The organism is Pseudomonas sp. St316 (assembly GCF_018325905.1).
Classification (GTDB): Bacteria; Pseudomonadota; Gammaproteobacteria; order Pseudomonadales; family Pseudomonadaceae; genus Aquipseudomonas.
Map to the genome: position 1 here is coordinate 3,559,142 of NZ_AP021901.1, position 22,197 is coordinate 3,581,338.

Genomic DNA, 22,197 nt, shown 5'->3' on the forward strand with positions numbered 1-22,197 from the left:
TGATCGGCCCAGCCTTGGGCCGTGCGAACCAAGAATGGAAAGTGCAAGGGCGCTTCGTCAATCAACACTGACCGATAATCGAACATTAATATCATTAACTAATTTACCAACTGGCTTGAATAGTCGTATCAAACCCCTGATTTTCATAATGATCCGGCCCGTTTATGACGCCCCCTTGGCATCATTCATTTTTTAGTTAGCTTTGTTAATCTTAAATACAGCTGCCGGTTACCCCTCCGAACCGGTGTCCCTCACAAAAACAATAAGAGGATTTGCCATGAACCGTCCGGCGCGTCGTGCGACGCTGACCATCGCCCTGTGCTTCATCGTTGCGTTGATCGAGGGTTTCGACCTGCAGTCAGCCGGCACCGCCGCCGCTGGGCTGCGACAGACATTCACCCTCGACCCGAAAATGATGGGCTGGGTATTCAGCGCCGGAATCATCGGGTTGCTGCCCGGAGCATTCTTCGGTGGCTGGATCGCTGATCGGATCGGGCGCAAGAAAATCCTCGTCACCGCGGTCTTGCTGTTCGGCGTGTTCTCCCTCAGCACCGCTTATGTCGAACACTTCTCCAGCCTGTTACTGGTGCGCTTCATGACCGGCCTGGGCCTGGGCGCCGCCCTGCCCAACCTCATTGCCCTGTGCGCCGAAGCCGTGGGCGAGCAGCGCCGGGGCACGGCCATCAGCGTGATGTATGCGGGCGTTCCGTTGGGTGGTGCGTTGGCGGCAGTGGTCGCCATGCTGTTTGGCGAGCACTGGCAAATGACGTTTTTCATCGGTGGGTTGGCGCCCTTGCTGGTGGTGCCGCTGATGCTCCTGTGGCTCCCCGAATCCAGCGCCTTTCGCCAAGCGCAGGATGGCGGTTCATCGCGTGGCTCCACCGCCCAGGCGCTGTTCGGTGAAGGTCGCGGCCGTACCACCTTGGCGCTGTGGCTGAGTTACTTCTTCACCCTGACGGTGATGTACATGTTGCTCAACTGGTTGCCCTCGTTGCTGCTGGAACAGGGCTTCAGCAAACCCCAGGCCGGCCTGGTGCAGATGCTGTTCAACATCGGCGGAGCCCTGGGTTCATTGCTCGGTGGCCTATTGCTGGACCGCTGCAATGGCATCAAGGTGGTGCTGTTCGTCTATGCCGGTCTGCTGAGCGCCCTGGCCGGGGTCGGGTTGTCGGTAGGTATCGTGCCGATGGCCGTTGCCGGATTCGCCGCCGGGTTGTTTGTCATGGCCGCGCAATTGGTCCTTTATGCCTTGGCACCGCCCTCCTATCCAACGGCCGTACGTGCGACGGGGGTTGGTGCGGCGGTGGCCATCGGACGCCTGGGATCGGTGGCCGGACCGCTGGCTGCCGGACAGATACTGGCGGCTGGGGGTGGGACCACGGCCGTATTGTTGGCGACGTCTCCTGGGTTGATCGTTGCGACGTTGGCTGTTCTTAGCGTGCTTCGTTATTCGGCAGGGCCTCGGTTGAGTGCTGGGAGCCCTGTGATGGAGAATTCCTGACTGGGTGTGTATATCCGTTATCAGGTCACGGCTGCTTAGGGTTCGCCCTGACGGCGGCTCACTTTTGAGACGCCGGAATGCAGGTCCAGGCAAAAGCAAGCAAAACGCTAAAGCTATCGCGAGCAGGCTCGCTCCCACAGGGGATCTGTGGTGTCTACAAATCCGGAGATCACCCAAAAGCAACTGTGGGAGCGAGCTTGCTCGCGATAGCGCCGGGTCAGCCAACACCATCGTTAACTGACATACCGCCATCGCGAGCAAGCTCGCTCCCACAGTTGGATCAAAGTGGAGCCGCTAGAGACAGGCCGGCTGTCAGGCCGCCTCGCTTTTGATCCTGATCTTGATCTTGATCTGGGGCGCCCCGTTAACCACGATGGCTGAACGCAGGCATTGGTTCGTGGGTAACCCGGCATGGATGCCGGGTTAGCCGCGCTGGGCCATGGATGGCCCTTCGCGGCGGCCCACGAACCAATGCCAGAGTGAAGGCATGCCGAGCCTAGGCGAGGCACCGAGTGGTGGGGCAAGAGCGCTTTGGTTACTTTCGCCTGGGCCGGCATTCCGGCTTTTCGAAAGTGACCCGCCGTAAGGGCGGAACCCTAAGCCGCCGTTACAGCAGAAATGGATATACACACCATCCAAATGCCGCCCCCTTCAACCCCGAACCCACCCCCCCTGCCGACTCAACTCAGGCTTTTTTAAAAACACCCTCTGCGGCAACAGCAACCAAGCCAACGCCGGCAGCAAGATCAAGGCCCCCAACATGTTCACCAAAAACATGAAGGCCAGCAAAATCCCCATGTCAGCCTGAAACTTGATCGGCGAGAACGCCCAGGTCGACACCGCCACCGCCAATGTCATGCCCGTCAACAACACCACTTTGCCGGTGAACAGAAGCGCCTGGTAATACGCCTGGGCCAAGGTGTCACCGGCACGCATCCGCGCCAGGATCACGCTCAACACATAGAGCGCATAATCGACCCCGATGCCCACGCCCAGCGCGATGACCGGCAATGTCGCGACTTTCACCCCCATGCCCAGCCCCACCATCAGCGCCTCGCACAGGATCGAGGTGAGCATCAGCGGCAACATCGCGCACAGGGTTGCGCGCCAGCTGCGGAAGGTCAGCAAACACAGCAGACTGACGGCGCCATAGACCCAGAACAGCATCTCGCGCATGGACTTCTTCACCACGATATTGGTCGCCGCTTCGATCCCCGCACTGCCGGCCGCCAGCATGAACTTGACCTCTGGCATCTGGTGCCCTGCGATAAACTGCTCACTGGCCTCCACCACCCGGTTCAAGGTGTCAGCCTTGTGATCGGACAGGTAAACGTACAGCGACAGCATCGAGCAGCCCTGATTGAACAGTTCTCGCGGGGCACGGGTTTGCACGGCACCCAGTGCGCCGTCATTGGGGATCAGTTCATACCATTTGAAGTTGCCTTCGTTATAACCGGCCGTGGCGATCTTGCTCAGCGCGGCCATCGAGGTGGTCGATTCCACGCCGGGCAATTGCTCCAGTTGCCAGGCCAGCGCGTCCACCGCGGACAGGCTGGCGTAACGGGTGCATTGATCCTCGGGGGTCTTGATCATGACCACGAAAATATCCGAGCTGGCCGCATAGTTCTGGGTCATGAACAACGCATCGCGGTTGTAGCGCGAGTCGGCACGCAACTCTGGGGCGCCGGGGTCCAGATCGCCGATTTTCAGGTGCAGGCTCACGGCAAAACCAAACGCGGCCAACAGCAAGCCGGTCAACATGGCGCCCATGGCCCAGCGCCGTTGGGTGAACAAGTCGAGCACACGCCACAGCGGATGCTTGATCTGCGCCTGCTGTTCGGTGGTTTCCGCACTCAGGCTGCGTTGCGCCGCCGCTGGGCTGACGCCGATATAGCTGAGCAGGATCGGCAGCAGAATCAGGTTGGTGAAAATCAGCACCGCTACCCCGAGACTGGCAGTGATTGCCAGGTCCTGGATCACCCGGATGTTGATCAGCAGCAACACCGCGAAGCCCACCGCATCACAGAGCAAAGCGGTGATGCCGGCGGCGAACAGTCGACGGAAGGTATAGCGTGCGGCAACCACTCGGTGCGTGCCACGGCCGATGTCCTGCATGATGCCGTTCATCTTCTGCGCGCCATGGCTCATACCAATGGCGAACACCAGAAACGGCACCAAGGCCGAGTAAGGATCCAGCTCATAACCGAGCAGGGCTAGCAGCCCCAGTTGCCAAAGCACCGCCGCCAGTGAACAGATCACCACCACCAAGGTGCTTCGCGCGCAACGGGTGTAGCCAAACAGCACCAAGACCGTCACCAGCACCGCCACCATGAAAAACAGCAGTACCTGGGTCATGCCCTCGATCAGGTCGCCGACGATCTTGGTAAAGCCGGTGACATGAATCCGCAGGTCATCGGTCTGGTACTTGTCTCGCAGTGCCTCCAGCTGCCGGGAAAACTCGCCATAGTCCAGCGCCTTGCCCGTCTGCGGATTGATTTCCAGCAACGGCACGAAAATCACGCTGGACTTGAAGTTGCCAGCGACCAATTGACCGACTTCCCCGGAGCGCGCCACATTGGTCCGCACCTGCTCAAGGCTGGTGGCCGAGCCATCGTAGTCGTCAGGGATCACCGTACCGCCGTCGAGCCCGTCTTCGGTCACGGCGGTCCAGCGCGTGGTCGGGGTCCATAATGATTTCATGTAGGGGCGGTCGACGCCCGGCAGCAGATAGAGCTCGTCGTTGAGCCGGACCAGGGTGTCGAGGTACTCCTTGGTGAAAATGCTCCCCTGCTTGACCTCCACGGCGATGCGCAGCGAGTTGCCCAGGCCGCTCAATTCCTTGCGGTTCTCCAGGAAATTGGCGACGTAGGGATGCCCCGTGGGAATGGTCTTCTCGTAGCTGGCATTGATGCCGATGCGCGTGGCTTGCCAACCGAGCACCAACGTCACCAACAGACACAGCAGGATCACCAGCGGTCGATGGTTGAAGATCGCCCGCTCAGCGAAGTTGCCTGACGCCCGGTCAAAGTCTTCCTGGCGGCCGATCACGGTTTGGATTCTGTCGTCTTTCAAGTTTGACTCCTGTTGCACGAGCCGTGGCCCGATAGCGCTACACCGTGAAGTTTCAAGGTTGACCGGAGGCCCGCGGATCCTGGTCAGCGGCAACGCCGGTCAAACCGACGCTGGTCAGGCTGCCGTCGACCGCCTGTTGCACGGCAGCGAGCGTCCCGCCGCTGCGGCTCTGACGCTTGTCAAAGCTTCGCCCCTGGTCATGGCTGAATAACAGCTCACCACTCTGGCTGGCCAACAAAAGGCCGCCGTCGCGCAGTTGGAGGGCGCTCGCCAGTGTCGACTCGATACCGGTGTCAAGGCGTCGCCAAGTGTTGCCACGATCCCCGGACCACCAGGCGTTTCCGCGCAAGCCATAGACCACCAAGGCCCCGTCGCGGGTGCCGAGCAGACCGAAGAAGCTGCCCTCATACGGCGACTTCAAGGCCTGGAATGACTGCCCGGCGTCAGTCGAACGCAACAGCAAACCGCGCTCCCCCACCAACCACAGATCGTTGCCCAAGGCGCGGACGCCATACAGGTTCAAGCCCTGCGGATTGTCCACATGCCGCATCCACGGCTGCCAGCTTCGCCCGCCATCGTCGGTGCGGAAGATCTGGTTGTAGGCGCCCACGACGTAGCCGTGCAGGCGGTCACTGAAGTACAGGTCGAGAAACGGTTTATCCGGTCCGTCATCGAGCATCTGCCGTGCATGCGCAAGGTTGCTGGCGCCGCCCGGCTGATCGGCATTGAGCTGCGCAGACTGCACCGCCAGCGCGGCGGCACGCTCGCCGTCGAGCTGCTTGTGCCAGGTTTCGCCACCGTCCTCGGTGTGCAACACCACGCCCAGATGACCGACCACCCAGCCCTGCTCGGCATCGACGAACTGCACGGCGGTCAGGCTGACGCTGACCGGTACACGGGCCTGGCGCCACGTCGCTCCAGCATCATCCGAGAGCAGCACGATGCCGCGCTCGCCGACCGCCACCAGACGCTCGCCAGCCCGGGCCAACCCAAGCAATACCGAGCGCGCAGCCTTGGTGGTCGGCAGTGCCGGCTGCTGCAGTACTGCAACCGTTGCAGCCTGTACAGCCATGGGCGTACTCGCCAATAGACACAACGCCAGCGCGCAGCCACTCCATCGCAAAGCGAAACCCGCAAAGTTTTTTTCAACGTTCATGTCTTTATCCCGCCTGGAAAATCGCCAGCGACCGCGACGGGCTTTTCTCCCGCCACGTCGCTCTATGGTTCAGCGCATGTTTTCGTTGGCCATGGCATCCGGCGTGTAATAAGAAGCCGAAGGTTTTGCGATCGTCTGGTACTGGACCGCCAGGTCGTTACTCGAAGAGTTAAGGAAGTAGGCGCCGGTATCGAGGTTGTAGCTGCCCCACATCACCTGCGCGGTAAGCGCCGGCAAGTCTGGCGCCAGCAGCGTCAGCGAATACATCTGCCGTCCCAGTTTGCCCTGGGCGTCATACCCATCGACCATCAGGATCTGCCAGGAGTCTTCATCGACGTAATAGGTGCGATGCGGCACCACATGGCGCTTGCCGGATTTGAGCGTGGCTTCGACCACCCAGACCCGATGCTTCTCCCAGCGCACCAGATCAGGGTTGAGAAAGTTTGGTTTGACCAACTCGTCACTCTTGGCCAGGCCAGCGCGATTATTGTTGTAGGGGACGATCAGTTCTTTCTTACCTGCAAGCTTCAGATCGTAGCGGTCGGTAGGCCCGAACAGCATGAACGCTTCGTCAAACAGACCGACGCCAGAGGTGACGAAGTCCGGGGTGTCGTAGGCGATGTTCGGCGCTCGGCGTACCCGACGCTGGCCGACCAGATATTGCCAGGCCGCACGTTTGCCCGGGTCAATGTCCCAATGGGTCATCAAGCCTTCGCCTGCCTTGGATGACGGCAGTTCGGTCAGCAGTTTGCCTACCTGGTACTTGCCGTCAAAATTTTCCAGGCTGCCACTTTGGGAGTAGTAGGGAAACTGATAGCTGAACAGGGCTCGGGTCGCCTGGACCTTCTTGCCACCGGCGGTCATCAGCCAGGTATCGAACGGTGAGCTGATGGTCTCGCCACCCTGCCACGACAACCGATAGTTCCACAGCACTTGCGCCCCGTTTTCCGGGATTGGGAATGGGATGCCGCCGTAGGCGTTGGCGACCTTTTCGCTGTCCACGTCCAGCGTGGCGCGGGTGGCGTTCTTGCTGGTGTTGTCATACACCCATTGCGGCGCGGCGGCCGAACGATGGGTCGGGTACACGTCCAGGCGATAGTCCGGGTATTTCTTGAGCAGCAGCTTGGTCCCTTCGGCCAATTCGCTGGCGTACTGCTCGATGTTCGAGGCCTTGATCGAATAAAGCGGTTTCTCGCTGGCGAACGGATCGGGGCGTTTGTCACCCGGTTTATAGCCGGGCGCGACCTGGGTATAACCGCCCGCCCAAGCCGGGATACTGCCGTCGGCATTGGCGGCGCGCTCACCACCCAGGGGGGTCAGATCGGTTTTCAAGCGCGCGGCCTGTTCAGGCGACACGGCCGCCTGCGCCAGCCCCATGCCAGCAAGGGCCAGGGTCAGGACGCAGGTGTTCAGGAATGTTGTGTTCTGCATGGCGAATCCACCTTATTAGAATGAGGTTTTCACGTAGAGCGAGACGAAGTCGCGGTCGGCCAACGACTGTCCGTAACTGAAATTGCCGTCCTCGCGCAGCCCGGCTTTCGGTGCGCCGAAGAAGTTCACGTAGTTGAGGCCGACATCCCAGCGTTGCAGGTAGGTGGCTTTGAGCCCGACGCTCCAGTCACCGGAATGGGTGTTGCCGAAGCCGGATTTGTTGACCGCCGATGAGCGCCCATCGAGTACCACACCCATGCCGATCGGTACGGTCAGGTCGATTCCGTCGACAATCTGGAAGTACGCTGGCTCTATCAGTACCCGCAGCGCGGTGGCATCGCGGGTGGTGTTGGAGTCCAGGGCGGCCGGGTTCTTGGTCACGCTCAGGGTGCGGTTCCAAGCCAGTTCGGCAAGGGCCGATCCGCCGTCCCAGAACGCGGTGGGCGATAACAGGTAGATCGCCGACAGGTTGGCGTGGGCGGTCTTGCCCCTGGCGAACAACTCATTGTCGCCACCATCGGCCGCCATGCCGGGAGTCACTACTTGCAGATTGCTCACCAGCGGTGCGTTCCAGCGCACCGACGTTTCACCGGCAAAGTTGAACGGACCGTAGGCAGTGGAGAAGCTGACGCCAGCGGTCTTGATGTCTTCGGCGTAGACCTGGCGATAGGAACCCAGGATGGGCAACCCGGTGGCCGCAGACGCCGCACCGTCCAGGTACGCGTACAACCCGATCGGCGCTTTATCGTGATACTGGGCCGCGTAGAAACCCAGCTCCAGCTCGGTGCCGGTCGGTTTGAAACGGATCTGCATGCCGCCCTGCCCCGAATTGCGCGGTTTCAGGTCGCCGCCATTGACCGTGTCGTTGCCGAACACCTCGCGCAACGGACCACTGCCGTAACCGATGGCATCGGCATCGCTCAGGTAGCTGCCGGCGCCGGGCAGATTGGAACGTTCCCACTCAAACTGATAGTAAGCGCCCACCGACAGTTGCGGGTTGATCTGCAACTGCCCGGAGATCTGATTGACCGGGCGCAGGATCTCCTTGAACTGAGTCCCCGGCACGCTGAGCAACTTGACGACATCGGTCGGCCCCTGGGCATTGGCAATGCCGTTGCCACCGTAGAACAGGCTCTCCCCGTAGATCAGGCTGTGTCGGCCCAGGCGCGCCACGCCCTGGGAGTCTTCACCTATGTCTCCGCGCAAGAACACGAAGGCATCGAGAATTTCCGCGTCGCGGCCGTGAAGCTTGCGGGTTTCACTGAGGAAATGCGGCTGCTCGCTGCTGTCGGTGTCCTGGTTGTAGATATCGTCGTACCAGGCTGCGCCGCTCACGCGCAGACCATAGTTTTGCCGGCTCAGGTCCATTTCCGAAAACAGGTCCAGGCGGTTGGAGACCAGGCCACTGCTGAAATTCTTGTCGCCCTGGCCCTGGATCGAGGGGTACAGGCCGTTGGCGGTTGGCGCGTTGACCAAGCGGCTGTCCTGTCCCTGCAGGCGCCAGGCTTGGCTGTACTTGATGGTGTTGTCCCAGCGCAGTTTCCAGTCGGAGTCACCCAGGTCCATTTGCATGGCCTGAACCCTTTCGACCATCACACCAGTGCTGCACAACGCCAGGAACAGGGCGCAATGCTTGAAACCAAAGCAATCTTTGAGGTTATCCATGGACGCTTCTCATTATTGTTATTTTTTGGCATGGCTTTGCAGCCAACACGCTCGGGTAGCGGCTTGCACCGCGTTCTACGGATGCGCCTTCAGATGTAGGTGGAGGCCAATCCACCATCGACCGGCAGGTTGACGCCGTTGATCCAGCGCGACTCGTCGGCACACAGGAAAGCGATCACCGCCGCTACCTCATCGGCGTAAGCGGGACGTTTCATGCGATGGGCATCAGCCTGGGTCCGGGCCTCGCCGAGCATGCTCACGAAGTCGTCGAGGATGGGCGTGAACACCGGGCCTGGCGCAACACTGTTCATGCGCACCGAATGCTCGAGAAACCAGGGCTGGGCCTGCAGATAGGTCCAGACGATCAAGGCTTCCTTGAAGTACTGGTAGCAGGTCTGGTCCGGCACCGGGTGCTCGGCCAGCCAGGCTTGTGCGGCGCTAAAGTCTTCGATGCGCGCCAGCGCCTTATGTTGTTCCAGGCGTAACGGCCATTCGGCGCCGAGGATCGAAGCGATATTGACGATGCTGCCGCCAGCGTTGATGCGCGGCAGCAGCGCGCGGCTCAAGTGGCGCAACCCCAGGTAGTTGACCCGCGCCAGCAGTTGCGGGTTCGCAGTGCCCGGCACCCCGGCGATGTTGCACAGGCTGTCGAGCCGCGCGGGCAGCTGCGGCAGCAACCGTTCGATGTTCTCGGCACTGCTCAAATCGCCCTGCACAAAACCGTCCAGGGTCATGTGCGGTGCCTTGAGATCGACCCCAATCACGTGGGCGCCATGAGCGCGCAGCAGGCTCGCCGTGGCAGCACCAATGCCTGACGAGACACCAGTGACCAGCACAATCTTATTGTCGAGTTTCATGTTGAGTCCTCTTATTATTTTTGTGTACTAGCAGGGCCCTCAGCTCATCGGGCCCTGTAAGCCTGCCTGTCAGAAGGGGTAGACCGGCGCCTTGTCCTTGACCGTCACCCACTGCCATTGGGTGTATTCGTCCCAGTCCGCCGGGCCACCGACGCTGCCGCCATTGCCCGAGGCGCCCCGCCCGCCGAACGGGTTGACGCACTCATCGGCGACGGTCTGGTCATTGATGTGCAACATGCCGCACTGCAACCGCTCACCGATGGCCATGGCCCGGCCCACCGACGGCGAAATGATCGCCGCCGCCAAACCGTACTCGGTGCGGTTGGCCAACTCGACGGCTTCATCATCGGTGGCGAAGCTGACGACCGTTGCCACGGGCCCGAAGACCTCCTCGTCGAAGGCACGCATGCCCGGTTTCACGCCGCTGAGCACGGTGGCCTGATAGAACAGGCGATCATGCTCGCCGCCAGCCTCCAGCCGGGCGCCGGCACGCACCGAGTCGCTGACGATGTCGTGCACCCGTTTCAGCTGCCGCTGATTGATCAGCGGCCCCAACGCGGCCTCGCCCTGGGCGGCGTTGCCTACGGTCAAGGCCCGGGCCTTTTCCACCAGTTTGCGGGTCAGCTCTTCGGCGATGGATTCATGGGCGAGGATCAACCCGGTGGCCATGCAAATCTGCCCTTGATGCAGCCAGGCGCCCCAGGCCGCGTTGCGGGCGGCGAGGTCGAGATCGGCGTCTTCAAGAATGATCAGCGGGTTCTTGCCGCCCAACTCCAGAGCGACCTTCTTCAGGTTGCGCCCGGCCACTTCAGCGACCTTGCGACCGGCGCCAGTGGAGCCGGTAAAGGCGATCATGCGCACGTTCGGGTCACGGCACAGCGCCTCACCGGCATCCGCCGCGCCGGGCAACACTTGCAACAAGCCCTTGGGTAGCCCGGCCACCTCGAACAACCGGGCGATGAGGAAACCGCCGCTCACCGGGGTCTGCGGATCCGGCTTGAGCACCACCGCGTTGCCCGCCGCCAGAGCTGGCGCAACAGAGCGCATGGACAACACCAGGGGAAAGTTGAAGGGCGAAATCACCCCGACCACGCCATGGGGCTGGCGCCGCGCATAGGACAAGCGCCCCGCCTCGCTCGGCAAGACCACGCCATGGGCCTGGGACAACATGCCGGCGGCCTGATGCAACAGCACGATGGCTTCGCGCACTTCATGCTGGCCCTTGAACAGCGCGGCACCGGTCTCCCGAGCCACGTACAGCGCCAGTTCGTCGAAGGACTGCTCAGCCACGTCAGCGGCCTTGCGGAAGATCATCGCACGTTGCCGCGGGCCCAGCGCCGCCCACCCCGGCTGCGCCAGGGCTGCGTCGCGGCTGGCCTTGGCAATGTCGGCGGAGTCGGCCGTGGCAGAGCGCATCAGCCGCTCACCGGTGGCCGGTTCAATGATCGATTGCAGCGGACCCGACGCAGGCACCCATTCACCGTTGAAGACACATTCCGACTCGATCACCTGGGACAACAGGTGGCTTTTGGATGCAGACATTTAACACTCCCGGCTCTTTGTTGTTGTCATCGTTTGCCGCACCTGGAAGGTATCGACGCAAACGCCGTGCTAGGGCTTGAGCAAGCGCTGTGCCGGTTTTGCCCGCGGACCTTGATAAACCTGGCGCAGGGCTCTGGATCAATGCTCTGCATCGAGTGCAAGACTGATGACGCCTCTGCCGACGTGGCCGCTGGCCAGCTGCCGCTTGTTCATTTGATAAAGTTATGCTTAATAACTATCTCGCCAGATGATCATTTCGATCACCCGCCATCAGGGGCATAACAATGAATAATCCCCACTGCCAGTTGCCGGATCACCGGATCGCCACCGAGCACTTCCGTCCGCGGGGTGACAGCAACGAACTGACCGACAACAGCTCGCCTACGACGGCAGAACTCACCGCGTGTCTGTTTTTCTCCCCCGATGACGGCCGTATCTGGCTCAACGACCAGCGCATGTTGCTGCTGCACAGTTCATCCTTCGGTGCGTTACGCCGGGAAATCATCGAACGCCAGGGGCTGGAGCAGGCCCGAGGCATGCTCACCCGCACCGGCTATTGCTCCGGTGCCCGGGACGCCCGGCTGATTCGCGAACGCTGGCCCCACGCCGATGCCGCGGCGGTGTTTCGTGCCGGCACGCATCTGCACACCCTTGAAGGCATGACCAAGGTCGAGCCACTGCATTTCAAGTTCGATGCCGACTCCGGGTTCTACGAAGGGGAATTTCTCTGGCACCACTCCTGTGAGGCCGACGAGCATGTCGCCGCCTATGGCACCGGGCAGGATCCGGTGTGCTGGACCGAACTGGGCTACGCCATCGGTTTCGTCAGCGGGCTGTTCGGGCAACTGGTGATCTTCCGCGAAGTGGAATGCCGAGGCATGGGACACGAACGCTGCCGAGTCGTCGGCAAGACCGCCGAGCAATGGGGTGATGTCGAGCAGGACCTCAATTACCTCAACGCCTCACCACCGGCGCTCGTCGCGCGGATCGACAGCCAGTCCGACAGTGTTGCCGCAACCGCCCCTCTGCCGGACAGCGAACAGCCACTGATCGGTGCCAGCGCCGCCTTCAACGCAGCAACCCAGGCCTTGCAACGCGTGGCCTTGACCCCCGCCACCGTGCTGGTCAGCGGCGAATCCGGCGTCGGTAAAGAGATGTTCGCCCGCCAGTTGCACCAGTTGAGTCGTCGACGCGATGGTCCGTTCATCGCCCTCAATTGCGCGGCCATCCCCGACAACCTGATCGAGGCCGAACTGTTTGGCGTCGAACGCGGTGCCTATACCGGAGCCACCCACTCACGCCCCGGTCGTTTCGAGCGAGCCCATGGCGGCACGTTGTTCCTGGATGAGATCACCTGCCTGAGCCTGGCCGGGCAAAGCAAGTTACTGCGCGCCTTGCAGGAGCGGGAAATCGAACGGATCGGTGGTGGCCACGGCATCAAGGTCGATGTGCGGGTCGTGGCGGCCACCAACATCGACCTGCGCAAGGCTGTGGCCGACGGCGCGTTCCGTGAAGACCTGTTCTACCGGCTCAACGTCTACCCCATCGCCCTGCCGCCCTTGCGCGAGCGCCGCGATGATATTCCTCTGCTGATCAATGCCTTTCTCAAACGCTTTTGCCAAGAGTACGGCCGCACCCCGATGGGCCTGACCATGCGAGCCTTGAAGGTCCTGCTGCGCTATGACTTTCCGGGCAACGTGCGGGAATTGCAGAACCTCATCGAGCGCGGCCTGATCGCCAGCGAAGAAGGCCAGGCGATTGACCTGGTCCACCTGTTTCGCAATGAGCAGCTGCCGGTGGACGCGTATTCCGTGGACCTGCACGGCGGTCTCTCGACGATGGGCGTGGCCGCCAACGACGCGGCGGAAAAACCGGCCCTGCTCCAGTCCCTCAGCCAACTTGACTCGGACTTCTCCATTGACGGCCTGGAGTCACGGCTGATCAACGAAGCCCTGCAACTGAGCAGCGGCAACCTGGCAGCGGCCGCACGCTCATTAGGGCTGAGCCGGGCACAGTTCGCCTATCGATTGAAGAAGCATCGCCGGGGGGCACAGACTAAGCACCAACTCCGGGAGGTGGTGCAAAACCTGCTTCCCCCACATTGGTTTTGTATGGATCTCAGGGTTGGTGTCCACTGCAAATCCCTTGCTCGCGATGGCGGTGGGTCAGCTTGCATCAGTGCTGAATGTGCTGCCGCGATCGCGAGCAAGCTCGCTCCCACCGGGTTGTTGGGTGGCGCACTGGGCTGTGCCGTTCCACACTGCGCAACATGACCGTCTCCATCAAGCAGGGGAAAAAGCCGCCCGCCGGTACTCGCTGGGGGTCTGGTTCATCTCTATCCGAAAATGCCGGTTGAAGTTGGACAAGTTGTTGTAGCCCACTTCAAAACAGATATCAGTCACGGGCATTTCGCTCTGCAACAGCAAGCGACAGGCACGCTGGACCCGCAATTTGCGCATCAAGTCAATGAAGCCATGCCCGGTGATGCGCTTGAAGAACCGCGAGAAGCCCGGCTCGCTCATGTCCAGTTGACGAGCAATCACCGACAGACGCAAGTCGCCGGTGAGTTCGGTTTGGAGGTATTCGAAGGCTTTATGGATGCGCTCGGAGCTGCGCGCATCGAGGGTCGGCGCGTAGCAAGGGCTCGCCAGGCTCAAGGCCTCGTCGCCAGGGGCTTGGTTGAGGGTGTGAAGCAGTTCCAGGAACAGCGCCAATCGCGCCAGACCCTGGGCCGGGCCGATGGCTTCCAGCAGGTACGCGGCCTGCCGGGCGGTGTTGCCTTCGAAGGCCAAGCCACGGCGGGCGCGTTCAAACAGACTGTGCAGGTCCCCCAGTTCGGGCAGGGTTCGGCGCAAGGTCAGCAACGTGGCACCATCGAATTGCAAGACCACGTCACGCCCGGGCAGGTGTTCGCCCGGCGCCAAGTCGCCCATCCAGTCGTGGGGCAAGTCCGGGCCAATCATCGCCAGATGGCCAGGGCCAAACGGGCCGATGTAATCGCCCGCCAGCAGTTTTCCGCTGCCCTGGCGGATCAGGTGGATTTCAAATTCGGGGTGATGGTTCCAGCGCGCCATCGGGTACGGGTAGTCATGCTCGTACCAGCGAAAACTGTGTTCGGGCTCAGGCAGGATGACTTCCAGTTCAGCTGGTCGCTGTTCGAACAGGGGTGTTCGGTGATCAGGCATGTCGCGCCTCTTTTATCGTTATAGCGGGCACCTTACGCCGAGTGCGCAGCGGTTCGCCAGCCTCGGCCTGACCGGCCACTGATACTTTTTTAACCCACACCTGTCGCACTTAAGGGCGTTAAAAAAGTATCAGCACACGATCCTCCCTGCGTTTGTCGGCCTCCACGGGCGCTGCTGTAATCGGCTTGCCATTGGCGACGAACCGCTCAGCCCGACGCCACGGCCCCCACAACAATAATAATTCTGCGCCCAGGCGCAGCTCTGGAGAAGCTCATGAAAACAGTGCCCAAGGCGCTTGTCATGTTCGCGGGATTGTCTTTTGCCCTGGCCGGACAGGCCGCCGAGACCCTCACCATCGCTACGGTGAACAACGCCGACATGATCCGCATGCAAAAACTCTCGAAAACCTTCGAGAGCGCGCACCCGGACATCACGTTGAACTGGGTGGTGCTCGAAGAAAATGTCCTGCGCCAGCGTCTGACCACCGACATCGCAACCCAGGGCGGGCAGTTCGACGTGCTGACCATTGGCACCTACGAAACCCCGCTGTGGGGGGCCAAGCACTGGCTCGAACCGATGACCAACCTGCCCGCCGAGTATGACCTACAGGACATTTTTCCTTCCGTTCGCCAAGGCCTCTCGGTCAACGACACGCTCTACGCCCTGCCCTTTTACGGCGAAAGCACCGTCACCTATTACCGCACGGACCTGTTCAAACGGGCCGGCCTGAGCATGCCCGAGCAACCGACCTGGAGCCAGCTCGGTGAATTCGCTGCCAAATTGCACCAACCTGACCAGGGCCAATACGGCCTGTGCCTGCGGGGCAAGGCCGGTTGGGGCGAGAACATGGCGCTGCTCAGCACCTTGGCCAACACCTTCGGCGCCCGTTGGTTCGACGAACAATGGAACCCGCAGTTCGACAGCCCGCAATGGAAGGCCGCCGCGCAGTTCTACGTCGATACGCTGAAAAAATACGGCCCGCCTGGCCTGACCAGCAACGGGTTCAACGAAACCCTGGCGCTGTTCAACAGTGGCAAATGTGCAATCTGGGTCGATGCCAGCGTCGCCGGCTCCTTCATCACCGACGTCAGTCAAAGCAAGGTCGCCGACCGTGTGGGCTTCGCTGCCGCCCCTATCGAAGTGACCCATAAAGGTGCTTCCTGGCTGTATGCCTGGTCACTGGCGATTCCCACCAGCTCCCGGCACAAGGACGCCGCCAAGGCGTTCGTGGCCTGGGCCACATCCAAGGACTACATCCAGTTGGTCGCCAAGCAGGACGGCATCAGCAATGTTCCGCCCGGCACGCGCATGTCCACCTACAGCGACGCCTACCTGAACGCCGCACCGTTCGCCCGGATAACCTTGAAAATGATGCAGAACGCCGATCCGGCCCACCCCACCGCCGAACCGGTGCCGTACGTGGGCATCCAGTACGTGACGATTCCAGAGTTCCAAGCCATCGGCACCTCCGTCGGCAAGCTGTTTACCGCCGCCCTCACCGGACAGATCACGGTGGAACAGGCATTGGCCTCGGCGCAATCGAGTACCGAGCGGGAGATGAAGCGGGCTGGGTATCCCAAGCAATAACAATTGCCACCCACCCGTGGCTAGAAGGCTTACCCCTCTGTGGGAGCAAAGCTTGCTCCCACAGGATTTTTCGTGCTTCGAAAAGGACAACCCCATGAAACGACTGGAAGGAAAAAGCGCCCTGGTAACCGGCGGCGCCCGTGGTATCGGCAGGACGTTCGCCCAGGCCTATATCAACGAGGGCGCCACAGTGGCGATCGCCGATATCGACCTGGAGCGGGCCCAGGCCACCGCCGCCGAACTGGGCGATAGCGCCTACGCGGTCAAAATGGACGTGACGGACCAGGCTTCGATCGACCAGGCCATCGAGGCCGTGGTCGCCCGGGTGGGCAAGCTGGATATCCTGATCAACAACGCCGCGCTGTTCGACCTGGCGCCCATCGTGCAAATCACTCGCCAGAGCTACGAGCGGCTGTTTTCCATCAACGTCGCCGGCACGCTGTTCACCCTGCAAGCGGCGGCACGGCAAATGATCCGCCAAGGCCATGGCGGCCGGATCATCAACATGGCCAGCCAGGCCGGTCGGCGTGGCGAAGCGCTGGTCGGCGTCTATTGCGCCACCAAGGCAGCGGTGATCAGCCTCACCCAGTCCGCCGGGCTGGATCTGATCAAGCATCGGATCAACGTCAACGCCATCGCCCCCGGCGTGGTGGATGGCGAGCATTGGGATGGCGTGGATGCGCTGTTCGCCCGCCACGAAAACCTGCCACTGGGGGAAAAGAAGCGCCAGGTCGGGCAACAGGTGCCCTATGGCCGAATGGGGACAGCGCAGGACCTCGCCGGGATGGCGATTTTCCTCGCCTCGGCGGAGAGTGAATACGTGGTGGCGCAGACCTATAACGTCGATGGCGGAAACTGGATGAGCTGATAATCTGCGATTTTATGGCCTTGAAACGACGGAAATGGACTTATTCGCCTGAAAGTTGATCCCACTATTTGAGGATCATCCCGAACGGTACCCAACGGTGCCGCTCCAAGGGATTTCAAAAGAGCGTGAATACCGTTGCCCCAGCGGGGCAAAAATTGCGCATCATAGGCGCCGTCCGCTCAAGGGAGATTTACATGCGTGCCATTTCATCCGTCATGGGCCTTGTCGTGCTATCGCTGGGCCTGGTGTTCGCCACCAGCGCCACGGCCACCGAAGAGACGCAACTGGTCGAGTCCATCAACCTTTACCGCAGCCAGTCCCAAAGCTGTGCCGGCCAGGCCTCGCTGGAGTTGCCACCGCTGGCGATGGATTCCCGGCTGATCCTGTCGGCCAATGGCATCGGCGACCTGCAGCAGGCGCTGGCGCGGGCGGCCTATCCCATGGTCAACGTGCAGGCCATCAGCCTGTCCGGGCCGCGCGATGCGCAATCGGCCATGAAAGCCGTCCAGGAAAGCTTCTGCCAGGTAGTACTCGACCCGCAGTTCGTCGACATCGGCGTCAGCCGCCTGGATCGCGAATGGCGCATCGTGCTGGCGCGCCCACTGTTGTCGGCGCGCCTGGGTGATTGGCAAGCCGAGGGCCAGAAGCTGCTGAAGCTGATCAACAGTGCCCGCACCCAGCCGCGGCGCTGCGGCACCGAAACCTTCGCCGCCACCACCCCGCTGGCTTGGAACGCCACCTTGGCCCTGGCCGCCGTCACCCACACGCGGGCCATGGCCAACAGCAACTTCTTTGACCACAAGGACCGCGACAACCGCATGCCGGGCGACCGCGCCGAATTGGCCGGCTACCAGGGCCAATTGATCGGCGAGAACATTGCCGCCGGACAAGACACCGCGCTCAAGGTGGTGGACGGCTGGCTGGCCAGCCCGGGGCACTGCGCCAACCTGATGAACCCACAATTTCGCGAACTGGGCGCCGGGTACGCGACCGACCCGAAAAGCGATGCAGGGATCTATTGGACGGCGATGTTTGGCACTCAATAGCGCGGTGGCCGGGCCATCGCTATCGCGAGCAAGCTCGCTCCCACAGGGGGAGTTGTGGTGGCCATGCGATCAAGTTTCACCACCCGCCAATGTGTGGGGCTTCTTTGGCCGTGAAATCTGCGTCAGGCACGAACCGGCTGTGGGAGCGAGCTTGCTCGCGACAGCCATTGCTCGGACCAACCTCAGTGCCCGTGACTGACACCGTCCTTGCGCAGCACGTGCCGCAAATGCTGCATGAACTGGCTCAACGAAGGTGATTGGGCCAGCGGCTTGCGTTGCAACAGGCCAATCGAGCGTTTCGCCGGCTGGTCGATGGCGGTGACAGCGCACTGCTCGCCGATGTTGAACACGGCCGTGCAACTGGCCGGCAGCAGGGAAAACCCCAAGCCTTCACGCACCAGGGCCGTGGCTGTGCTCATGTGCGCCACTTCCCAGGCCGGAACAGGATCGACGTTCAGATAGCGCAACGCAGCGTCAGCCAACGGGCGGATGCTGGTGTCTGGCGTGAGGGCGATGTAAGGCTGGTGCTTCCAGTCGTCCTGGCCCTCATCGGAGTGATCCTTGTGACTCAGCAACACCAGGTTGTCATCCACCAGGCGTTCGAAACTCAGCCGTGAAAGATCGTCAGGCAGCGAACTGATGCCAGCGTCCACCTCGCCTCGCTGCACCCAGCCCATGATTTCTCCGGCACGACCGTCCAACAGCGTGACCGTTACGCCAGGGTGTTCGCGCTGGAAAGAAGCGATGACGGTCGGCAGGAACGATGCGGCCGCGGTGGGCAAGGCCGCCAGCCGGAGTGTGCCACGGCTCAGACTCAAGGTGTCGCGAGCGTCGCGCACGGCATCGTCCATGTCCCGGAGCATGCGCCTGGCCTGGGGTAAAAAGTGCTCACCGGCAGGCGTCAGCTCGACACTGCGAGTGTTACGCGCGAGCAACTGCAGCCCCATGCTCTCTTCCAGTTTGCGAATGCTGTAGCTCAGTGCGGGCTGGGACAGGTGCAATTGTTCTGCCGTGCGGGTAAAGCTCGAAGTCTCGGCAATGAGAATAAAGGCACGAAGCTGACGAAAAGAAACGTTCATGGCCCACTCATAAAATTAATAAATCAATTGATTCTACCTTTAAAATTCACAGAACAATCCAAGCGTTCCACTATGGGTCACCCCTGAGTGGAAGACGAACATGACAAAAACAATTCTCGTCGGCTGCGGCGCCGGTTTCGCCAATGATCGACCCGACGCCGCGCTACGCCTGGCCCAGGACTTGGCACAACGCGGCGGCCAGCGCTACATCATGCTGGAACTGCTGGCTGAGCGGACCCTGGCCGAGGCGCAGCTACGCAAGCGCCTGGACCCACAAGCCGGATACTCCGCCCGCCTGTTCGACTTTCTCGAACCCATGCTGGACCTGTGCATCGAGGCCGGCATCCCGATCATCACCAACGGTGGCGCAGCCAATCCCAGGGCGGCCGCGCAACGGCTGCGCCAAACGCTGGCAGGCCGCTTCCCTGAACTGAAAATCGCCTGCGTGCTAGGCGATGACCTGTTGGAAGAAACGCCTCCCCGGTACGAACAATGGCTGTCATCGGATGCCTTGCAAGCCCCTGTTTCGGTCAACGTCTACACCGGGGCCGACGGTATCGTCCAGGCACTGACCGAGGGCGCCGGCATCGTGCTGTGTGGCCGGGTCGCGGATCCGTCGCTGGCAGTCGGGGCGATTCGCCATGGGCTGGGTTGGCAGGCCGACGATTGGCAGAAAATGGCCATCGCCACCACGGCCGGACATCTGCTGGAGTGTTGCACCCAGGTCACCGGCGGCTACTTTGCCCATCCTGGAATCAAAGACATTCCGGACCCGGCCCATCTCGGTTGTCCGATTGCCGAACTCCATCAGGACGGCCGCCTGATCATTGGCAAAACCCGCAACTGCGGTGGAAAGGTCAGCGAACAGACCGTCAAGGAACAACTTCTTTACGAAGTGCACGATCCTCGACGCTACCTGACACCCGACGTGGTCCTGGACCTGGGCCAGGCCCGCGTACGAGATCTGGGCGAAGACCGGGTTGAAATCAGTGGCCTGCTTGGCCATCCGCGTCCCGACACGCTCAAGGGGCTGGCGGGCGAGCGCGGCCTCTGGTTCGGCGAGGCGGAAATTTCCTATGCAGGCCCCGGTGCGGTGGCGCGTGCCGCACTGGCGCGGGAGATCCTGCTGCAACGCTTTGACCTGCTGGCACCAGGGGTACAGCCCTGGATCGACCTGTCCGGGGTCGCCAGTCTCTTCAACGACCAAGGCGGTCGCTACCTGCAAAAGCAACTGGCCCAGGCGCCGTCCCTGGAGGATGTGCGCGTGCGCATCGGCCTGACCCACACCGACCGAATGCTGCTGGAAAGGCTGCTGGCGGAGGTTGAGTCGCTCTACACCAACGGCCCGGCGGGCGGCGGAGGCGTGCGCCGGCACCTCGCCGAAACCGTTACCACCCGCAGTTTCCTGCTGCCGCGAGATGAAATCCACACAACCCTGGAGTGGTACTGATGAACCTGGTCACCCTCGCCGACTATGCCCATGCCCGTGCTGGCGACAAAGGCAACATTCTGAGCATCGCCCTGTTCCCCCACGATCCGGCCCACTACCCGTGGTTGCTACGGGAACTGACCAGCGCCCGAGTGGCCGAGCAATTCGCCACGCGACGGCCCTCCAAGGTGCATCGCTATGAGCTGCCCAATCTGAGTGCGCTGAATTTCGTGCTTGAGGATGCCCTGGAGGGGGGTGTGAATCGCAGTTGCGGCCTCGATCGCCACGGCAAGAGCCTGAGTTATCTGCTTCTGGCCTTGCGCCTGCCAGGACCGCAAGACTGACCGATCCACCACCCGTGAACCGTCCGACAACAATAAAAAGAGAGGCTGCAACATGATTACAACCCTGGGTTTCCTGATGATGTTCGTCATTATCGGATTGATATTGCTGCGCAGAATCAGTCCGGTGGTGGCGTTCACCACCCTTCCCGTGGTCGTGTGCCTGCTGGCCGGATTCAATCTCGGGCAGATTGGCGAATTCATCAAGGCCGGCCTGATCACGGTGGCCCCCACCGCCGCGCTGTTTCTGTTCGCCATCCTGTTCTTCGGCATCATGCGTGACCGGGGGCTGTTCGACCCATTGGTCAACCTGCTGATCCGCAGTACGCGCGGCAAACCGCTGGCCGTGGCCTGGGTGACGGTACTGGTGACGTCGCTGGTTCATCTCGACGGTGTCGGCGCCGCCACGTTTCTGCTGACCATCCCGGCCCTGCTGCCCTTGTACAAACGCCTGAACATGAGCCCGGCGATGCTGTTGTGCCTGGTAGGCACCACGGCCGGCGTGATCAATATGGTCCCGTGGGGTGGCACAACTGCACGCGCCGCCGCGGTGTCGGGGCTCGATGCCACCCAACTGTGGCTAGGCCTGCTGCCGGTGCAGATGGTGGGCCTGCTGTGCATGCTGCTGGTCGCGACCGCATTGGGCTTGCGTGCCCAGCGTCGTCAACCGATGTCGTTGGGGGCGGCGGCGACCTGTGACCTGGACGGCCCGCAACCCCAAGACCGCGAATTCAGCCTCTCTCCCGGGGAACTGCGCTACTGGCTGAACGTGGCCCTGACCGGTGGGATCCTGGTGTGCCTGTTCACCGGCATCTTTCCCTTGTATGCCTGTTTCATGGTCGGACTGGGCATCGCCCTGCCCTTGAACTTCCCTTCCCTGGACGCCCAGGCCGAGCGCCTCAAGGCCCATGCGGCCGACGCGCTGCAAATGGTCCTGGTGATGATGGCCGCCGCTGTCCTGCTGGGCGTGCTCTCCGGCGCGAAGATGTCCGACGGCATGGCCTTGTCGCTGATCAACATTCTGCCTGCGGGTTCTGCCCAGTACCTGCACGTGATCGTCGGTTTCTTCGGTGTTCCCCTGGGCATGATCTTTTCACCGGACGCCTACTATTTCGCCCTGCTGCCGGTGATCAAGGACGTGGCCGCCGCCGCAGGCGTTCCCCTCGAGGCCGTAGCCCGAGCCATGCTGATTGGGGAGAACACCGGATTTTCCATCAGCCCGGTGGTACCCAGCGTCTACCTGGCGCTGGCGCTGTCCGGTGTGGAGCTGCGCAAGCACATGGCCTATACGTTCTTCTGGGCTTGGGGCGTCAGCCTGGTGATGCTCGCCTTCGCCGTAGCGACCGGCGCGGTGCAGGTGTAAGCCAAGACAGAGGCTCACGGCTAACGCCTGTGGGAGCGGGCTTGCTCGCGAAGATCAGGAACAAAAAAACGCCGC

Annotated in this window: 15 protein-coding genes and 1 pseudogene; 8 read left to right on the plus strand and 8 right to left on the minus strand. The window is 61.8% G+C overall.

Annotated elements, in window-relative coordinates; genetic code table 11:
• The first annotated feature begins 277 nt into the window (after window positions 1–277).
• Window positions 278–1,501, plus strand: coding sequence for a 3-(3-hydroxy-phenyl)propionate transporter MhpT (gene mhpT, locus KI237_RS15920; protein WP_212796055.1), 1,224 nt, complete (start codon window positions 278–280; stop codon window positions 1,499–1,501).
• Window positions 1,502–2,152: 651 nt separating this feature from the next.
• Here the strand turns inward: mhpT and KI237_RS15925 are convergent.
• From KI237_RS15925 to KI237_RS15950, 6 genes are all read right to left on the minus strand, one after another.
• Window positions 2,153–4,573, minus strand: coding sequence for an efflux RND transporter permease subunit (locus tag KI237_RS15925; RefSeq protein WP_212796056.1), 2,421 nt, complete (start codon window positions 4,571–4,573; stop codon window positions 2,153–2,155).
• A 52-nt stretch (window positions 4,574–4,625) separates the two neighbouring features.
• Window positions 4,626–5,729, minus strand: coding sequence for a WD40/YVTN/BNR-like repeat-containing protein (locus KI237_RS15930; RefSeq protein WP_212796057.1), 1,104 nt, complete (start codon window positions 5,727–5,729; stop codon window positions 4,626–4,628).
• 69 nt (window positions 5,730–5,798) lie between these two features.
• Window positions 5,799–7,160 carry a DUF1329 domain-containing protein gene (locus tag KI237_RS15935; RefSeq protein ID WP_212796058.1) on the minus strand — a complete coding sequence of 454 codons (1,362 nt, stop codon included), beginning with the start codon at window positions 7,158–7,160 and terminating at the stop codon, window positions 5,799–5,801.
• A gap of 15 nt (window positions 7,161–7,175) precedes the next feature.
• Window positions 7,176–8,825 (minus strand): DUF1302 domain-containing protein, encoded by a 1,650-nt coding sequence (locus KI237_RS15940; RefSeq protein ID WP_212796059.1) that lies wholly within the window; start codon window positions 8,823–8,825, stop codon window positions 7,176–7,178.
• Between the two features lie 89 nt (window positions 8,826–8,914).
• A complete protein-coding gene (locus KI237_RS15945) occupies window positions 8,915–9,682 on the minus strand; it encodes a coniferyl-alcohol dehydrogenase (RefSeq protein ID WP_212796060.1) in 768 nt (255 codons plus the stop codon).
• 69 nt (window positions 9,683–9,751) lie between these two features.
• Window positions 9,752–11,224, minus strand: a complete 1,473-nt coding sequence (locus tag KI237_RS15950; protein ID WP_212796061.1) for a benzaldehyde dehydrogenase — start codon at window positions 11,222–11,224, stop codon at window positions 9,752–9,754.
• A gap of 284 nt (window positions 11,225–11,508) precedes the next feature.
• Between KI237_RS15950 and KI237_RS15955 the strand changes: the two are divergent.
• Window positions 11,509–13,269: pseudogene (locus KI237_RS15955) on the plus strand (sigma 54-interacting transcriptional regulator); the annotation flags it as partial.
• 237 nt (window positions 13,270–13,506) lie between these two features.
• Here the strand turns inward: KI237_RS15955 and KI237_RS15960 are convergent.
• Window positions 13,507–14,409, minus strand: a complete 903-nt coding sequence (locus KI237_RS15960; RefSeq protein WP_212796062.1) for an AraC family transcriptional regulator — start codon at window positions 14,407–14,409, stop codon at window positions 13,507–13,509.
• Window positions 14,410–14,682: 273 nt separating this feature from the next.
• Between KI237_RS15960 and KI237_RS15965 the strand changes: the two genes are divergently transcribed.
• The 3 genes from KI237_RS15965 to KI237_RS15975 all read left to right on the plus strand — a co-directional run bounded on the left by KI237_RS15965 (window position 14,683) and on the right by KI237_RS15975 (window position 17,910).
• Complete coding sequence (locus KI237_RS15965; RefSeq protein WP_212796063.1) at window positions 14,683–15,996, plus strand: ABC transporter substrate-binding protein; 1,314 nt, start codon at window positions 14,683–14,685, stop codon at window positions 15,994–15,996.
• A 94-nt stretch (window positions 15,997–16,090) separates the two neighbouring features.
• A complete protein-coding gene (locus KI237_RS15970) occupies window positions 16,091–16,864 on the plus strand; it encodes an L-iditol 2-dehydrogenase (RefSeq protein WP_212796064.1) in 774 nt (257 codons plus the stop codon).
• A 194-nt stretch (window positions 16,865–17,058) separates the two neighbouring features.
• Window positions 17,059–17,910, plus strand: a complete 852-nt coding sequence (locus KI237_RS15975; RefSeq protein WP_212796065.1) for a CAP domain-containing protein — start codon at window positions 17,059–17,061, stop codon at window positions 17,908–17,910.
• A gap of 182 nt (window positions 17,911–18,092) precedes the next feature.
• Here the strand turns inward: KI237_RS15975 and KI237_RS15980 are convergent, their stop codons facing one another.
• A complete protein-coding gene (locus KI237_RS15980) occupies window positions 18,093–18,989 on the minus strand; it encodes a LysR family transcriptional regulator (RefSeq protein ID WP_212796066.1) in 897 nt (298 codons plus the stop codon).
• A gap of 100 nt (window positions 18,990–19,089) precedes the next feature.
• Between KI237_RS15980 and KI237_RS15985 the strand changes: the two genes are divergently transcribed.
• From KI237_RS15985 to KI237_RS15995, 3 genes are read left to right on the plus strand one after another with little or no spacing between them, the layout of a single operon-like run.
• Entirely contained in the window at window positions 19,090–20,439 is a 1,350-nt protein-coding gene (locus KI237_RS15985) for an acyclic terpene utilization AtuA family protein (RefSeq protein ID WP_212796067.1), read from the plus strand.
• On the plus strand, window positions 20,439–20,762 hold the full coding sequence (locus tag KI237_RS15990; protein WP_212796068.1) for an AtuA-related protein: 324 nt from the start codon (window positions 20,439–20,441) through the stop codon (window positions 20,760–20,762). Before KI237_RS15985 ends, KI237_RS15990 begins: the two co-directional genes overlap by 1 nt.
• Before the next feature lie 52 nt (window positions 20,763–20,814).
• Window positions 20,815–22,122 (plus strand): CitMHS family transporter, encoded by a 1,308-nt coding sequence (locus KI237_RS15995; RefSeq protein ID WP_212796069.1) that lies wholly within the window; start codon window positions 20,815–20,817, stop codon window positions 22,120–22,122.
• Window positions 22,123–22,197: the final 75 nt, after the last annotated feature.

Bases quoted from the DNA above. Each gene is read 5' to 3' on its own strand.
- mhpT (WP_212796055.1), top strand. From the start codon at position 278: ATGAACCGTCCGGCGCGTCGTGCGACGCTGACCATCGCCCTGTGCTTC.
- KI237_RS15930 (WP_212796057.1), bottom strand. From the start codon at position 5,729: ATGAACGTTGAAAAAAACTTTGCGGGTTTCGCTTTGCGATGGAGTGGC.
- KI237_RS15935 (WP_212796058.1), bottom strand. From the start codon at position 7,160: ATGCAGAACACAACATTCCTGAACACCTGCGTCCTGACCCTGGCCCTT.
- KI237_RS15940 (WP_212796059.1), bottom strand. From the start codon at position 8,825: ATGGATAACCTCAAAGATTGCTTTGGTTTCAAGCATTGCGCCCTGTTC.
- KI237_RS15945 (WP_212796060.1), bottom strand. From the start codon at position 9,682: ATGAAACTCGACAATAAGATTGTGCTGGTCACTGGTGTCTCGTCAGGC.
- KI237_RS15950 (WP_212796061.1), bottom strand. From the start codon at position 11,224: ATGTCTGCATCCAAAAGCCACCTGTTGTCCCAGGTGATCGAGTCGGAA.
- KI237_RS15960 (WP_212796062.1), bottom strand. From the start codon at position 14,409: ATGCCTGATCACCGAACACCCCTGTTCGAACAGCGACCAGCTGAACTG.
- KI237_RS15965 (WP_212796063.1), top strand. From the start codon at position 14,683: ATGAAAACAGTGCCCAAGGCGCTTGTCATGTTCGCGGGATTGTCTTTT.
- KI237_RS15970 (WP_212796064.1), top strand. From the start codon at position 16,091: ATGAAACGACTGGAAGGAAAAAGCGCCCTGGTAACCGGCGGCGCCCGT.
- KI237_RS15975 (WP_212796065.1), top strand. From the start codon at position 17,059: ATGCGTGCCATTTCATCCGTCATGGGCCTTGTCGTGCTATCGCTGGGC.
- KI237_RS15980 (WP_212796066.1), bottom strand. From the start codon at position 18,989: ATGAACGTTTCTTTTCGTCAGCTTCGTGCCTTTATTCTCATTGCCGAG.
- KI237_RS15985 (WP_212796067.1), top strand. From the start codon at position 19,090: ATGACAAAAACAATTCTCGTCGGCTGCGGCGCCGGTTTCGCCAATGAT.
- KI237_RS15990 (WP_212796068.1), top strand. From the start codon at position 20,439: ATGAACCTGGTCACCCTCGCCGACTATGCCCATGCCCGTGCTGGCGAC.
- KI237_RS15995 (WP_212796069.1), top strand. From the start codon at position 20,815: ATGATTACAACCCTGGGTTTCCTGATGATGTTCGTCATTATCGGATTG.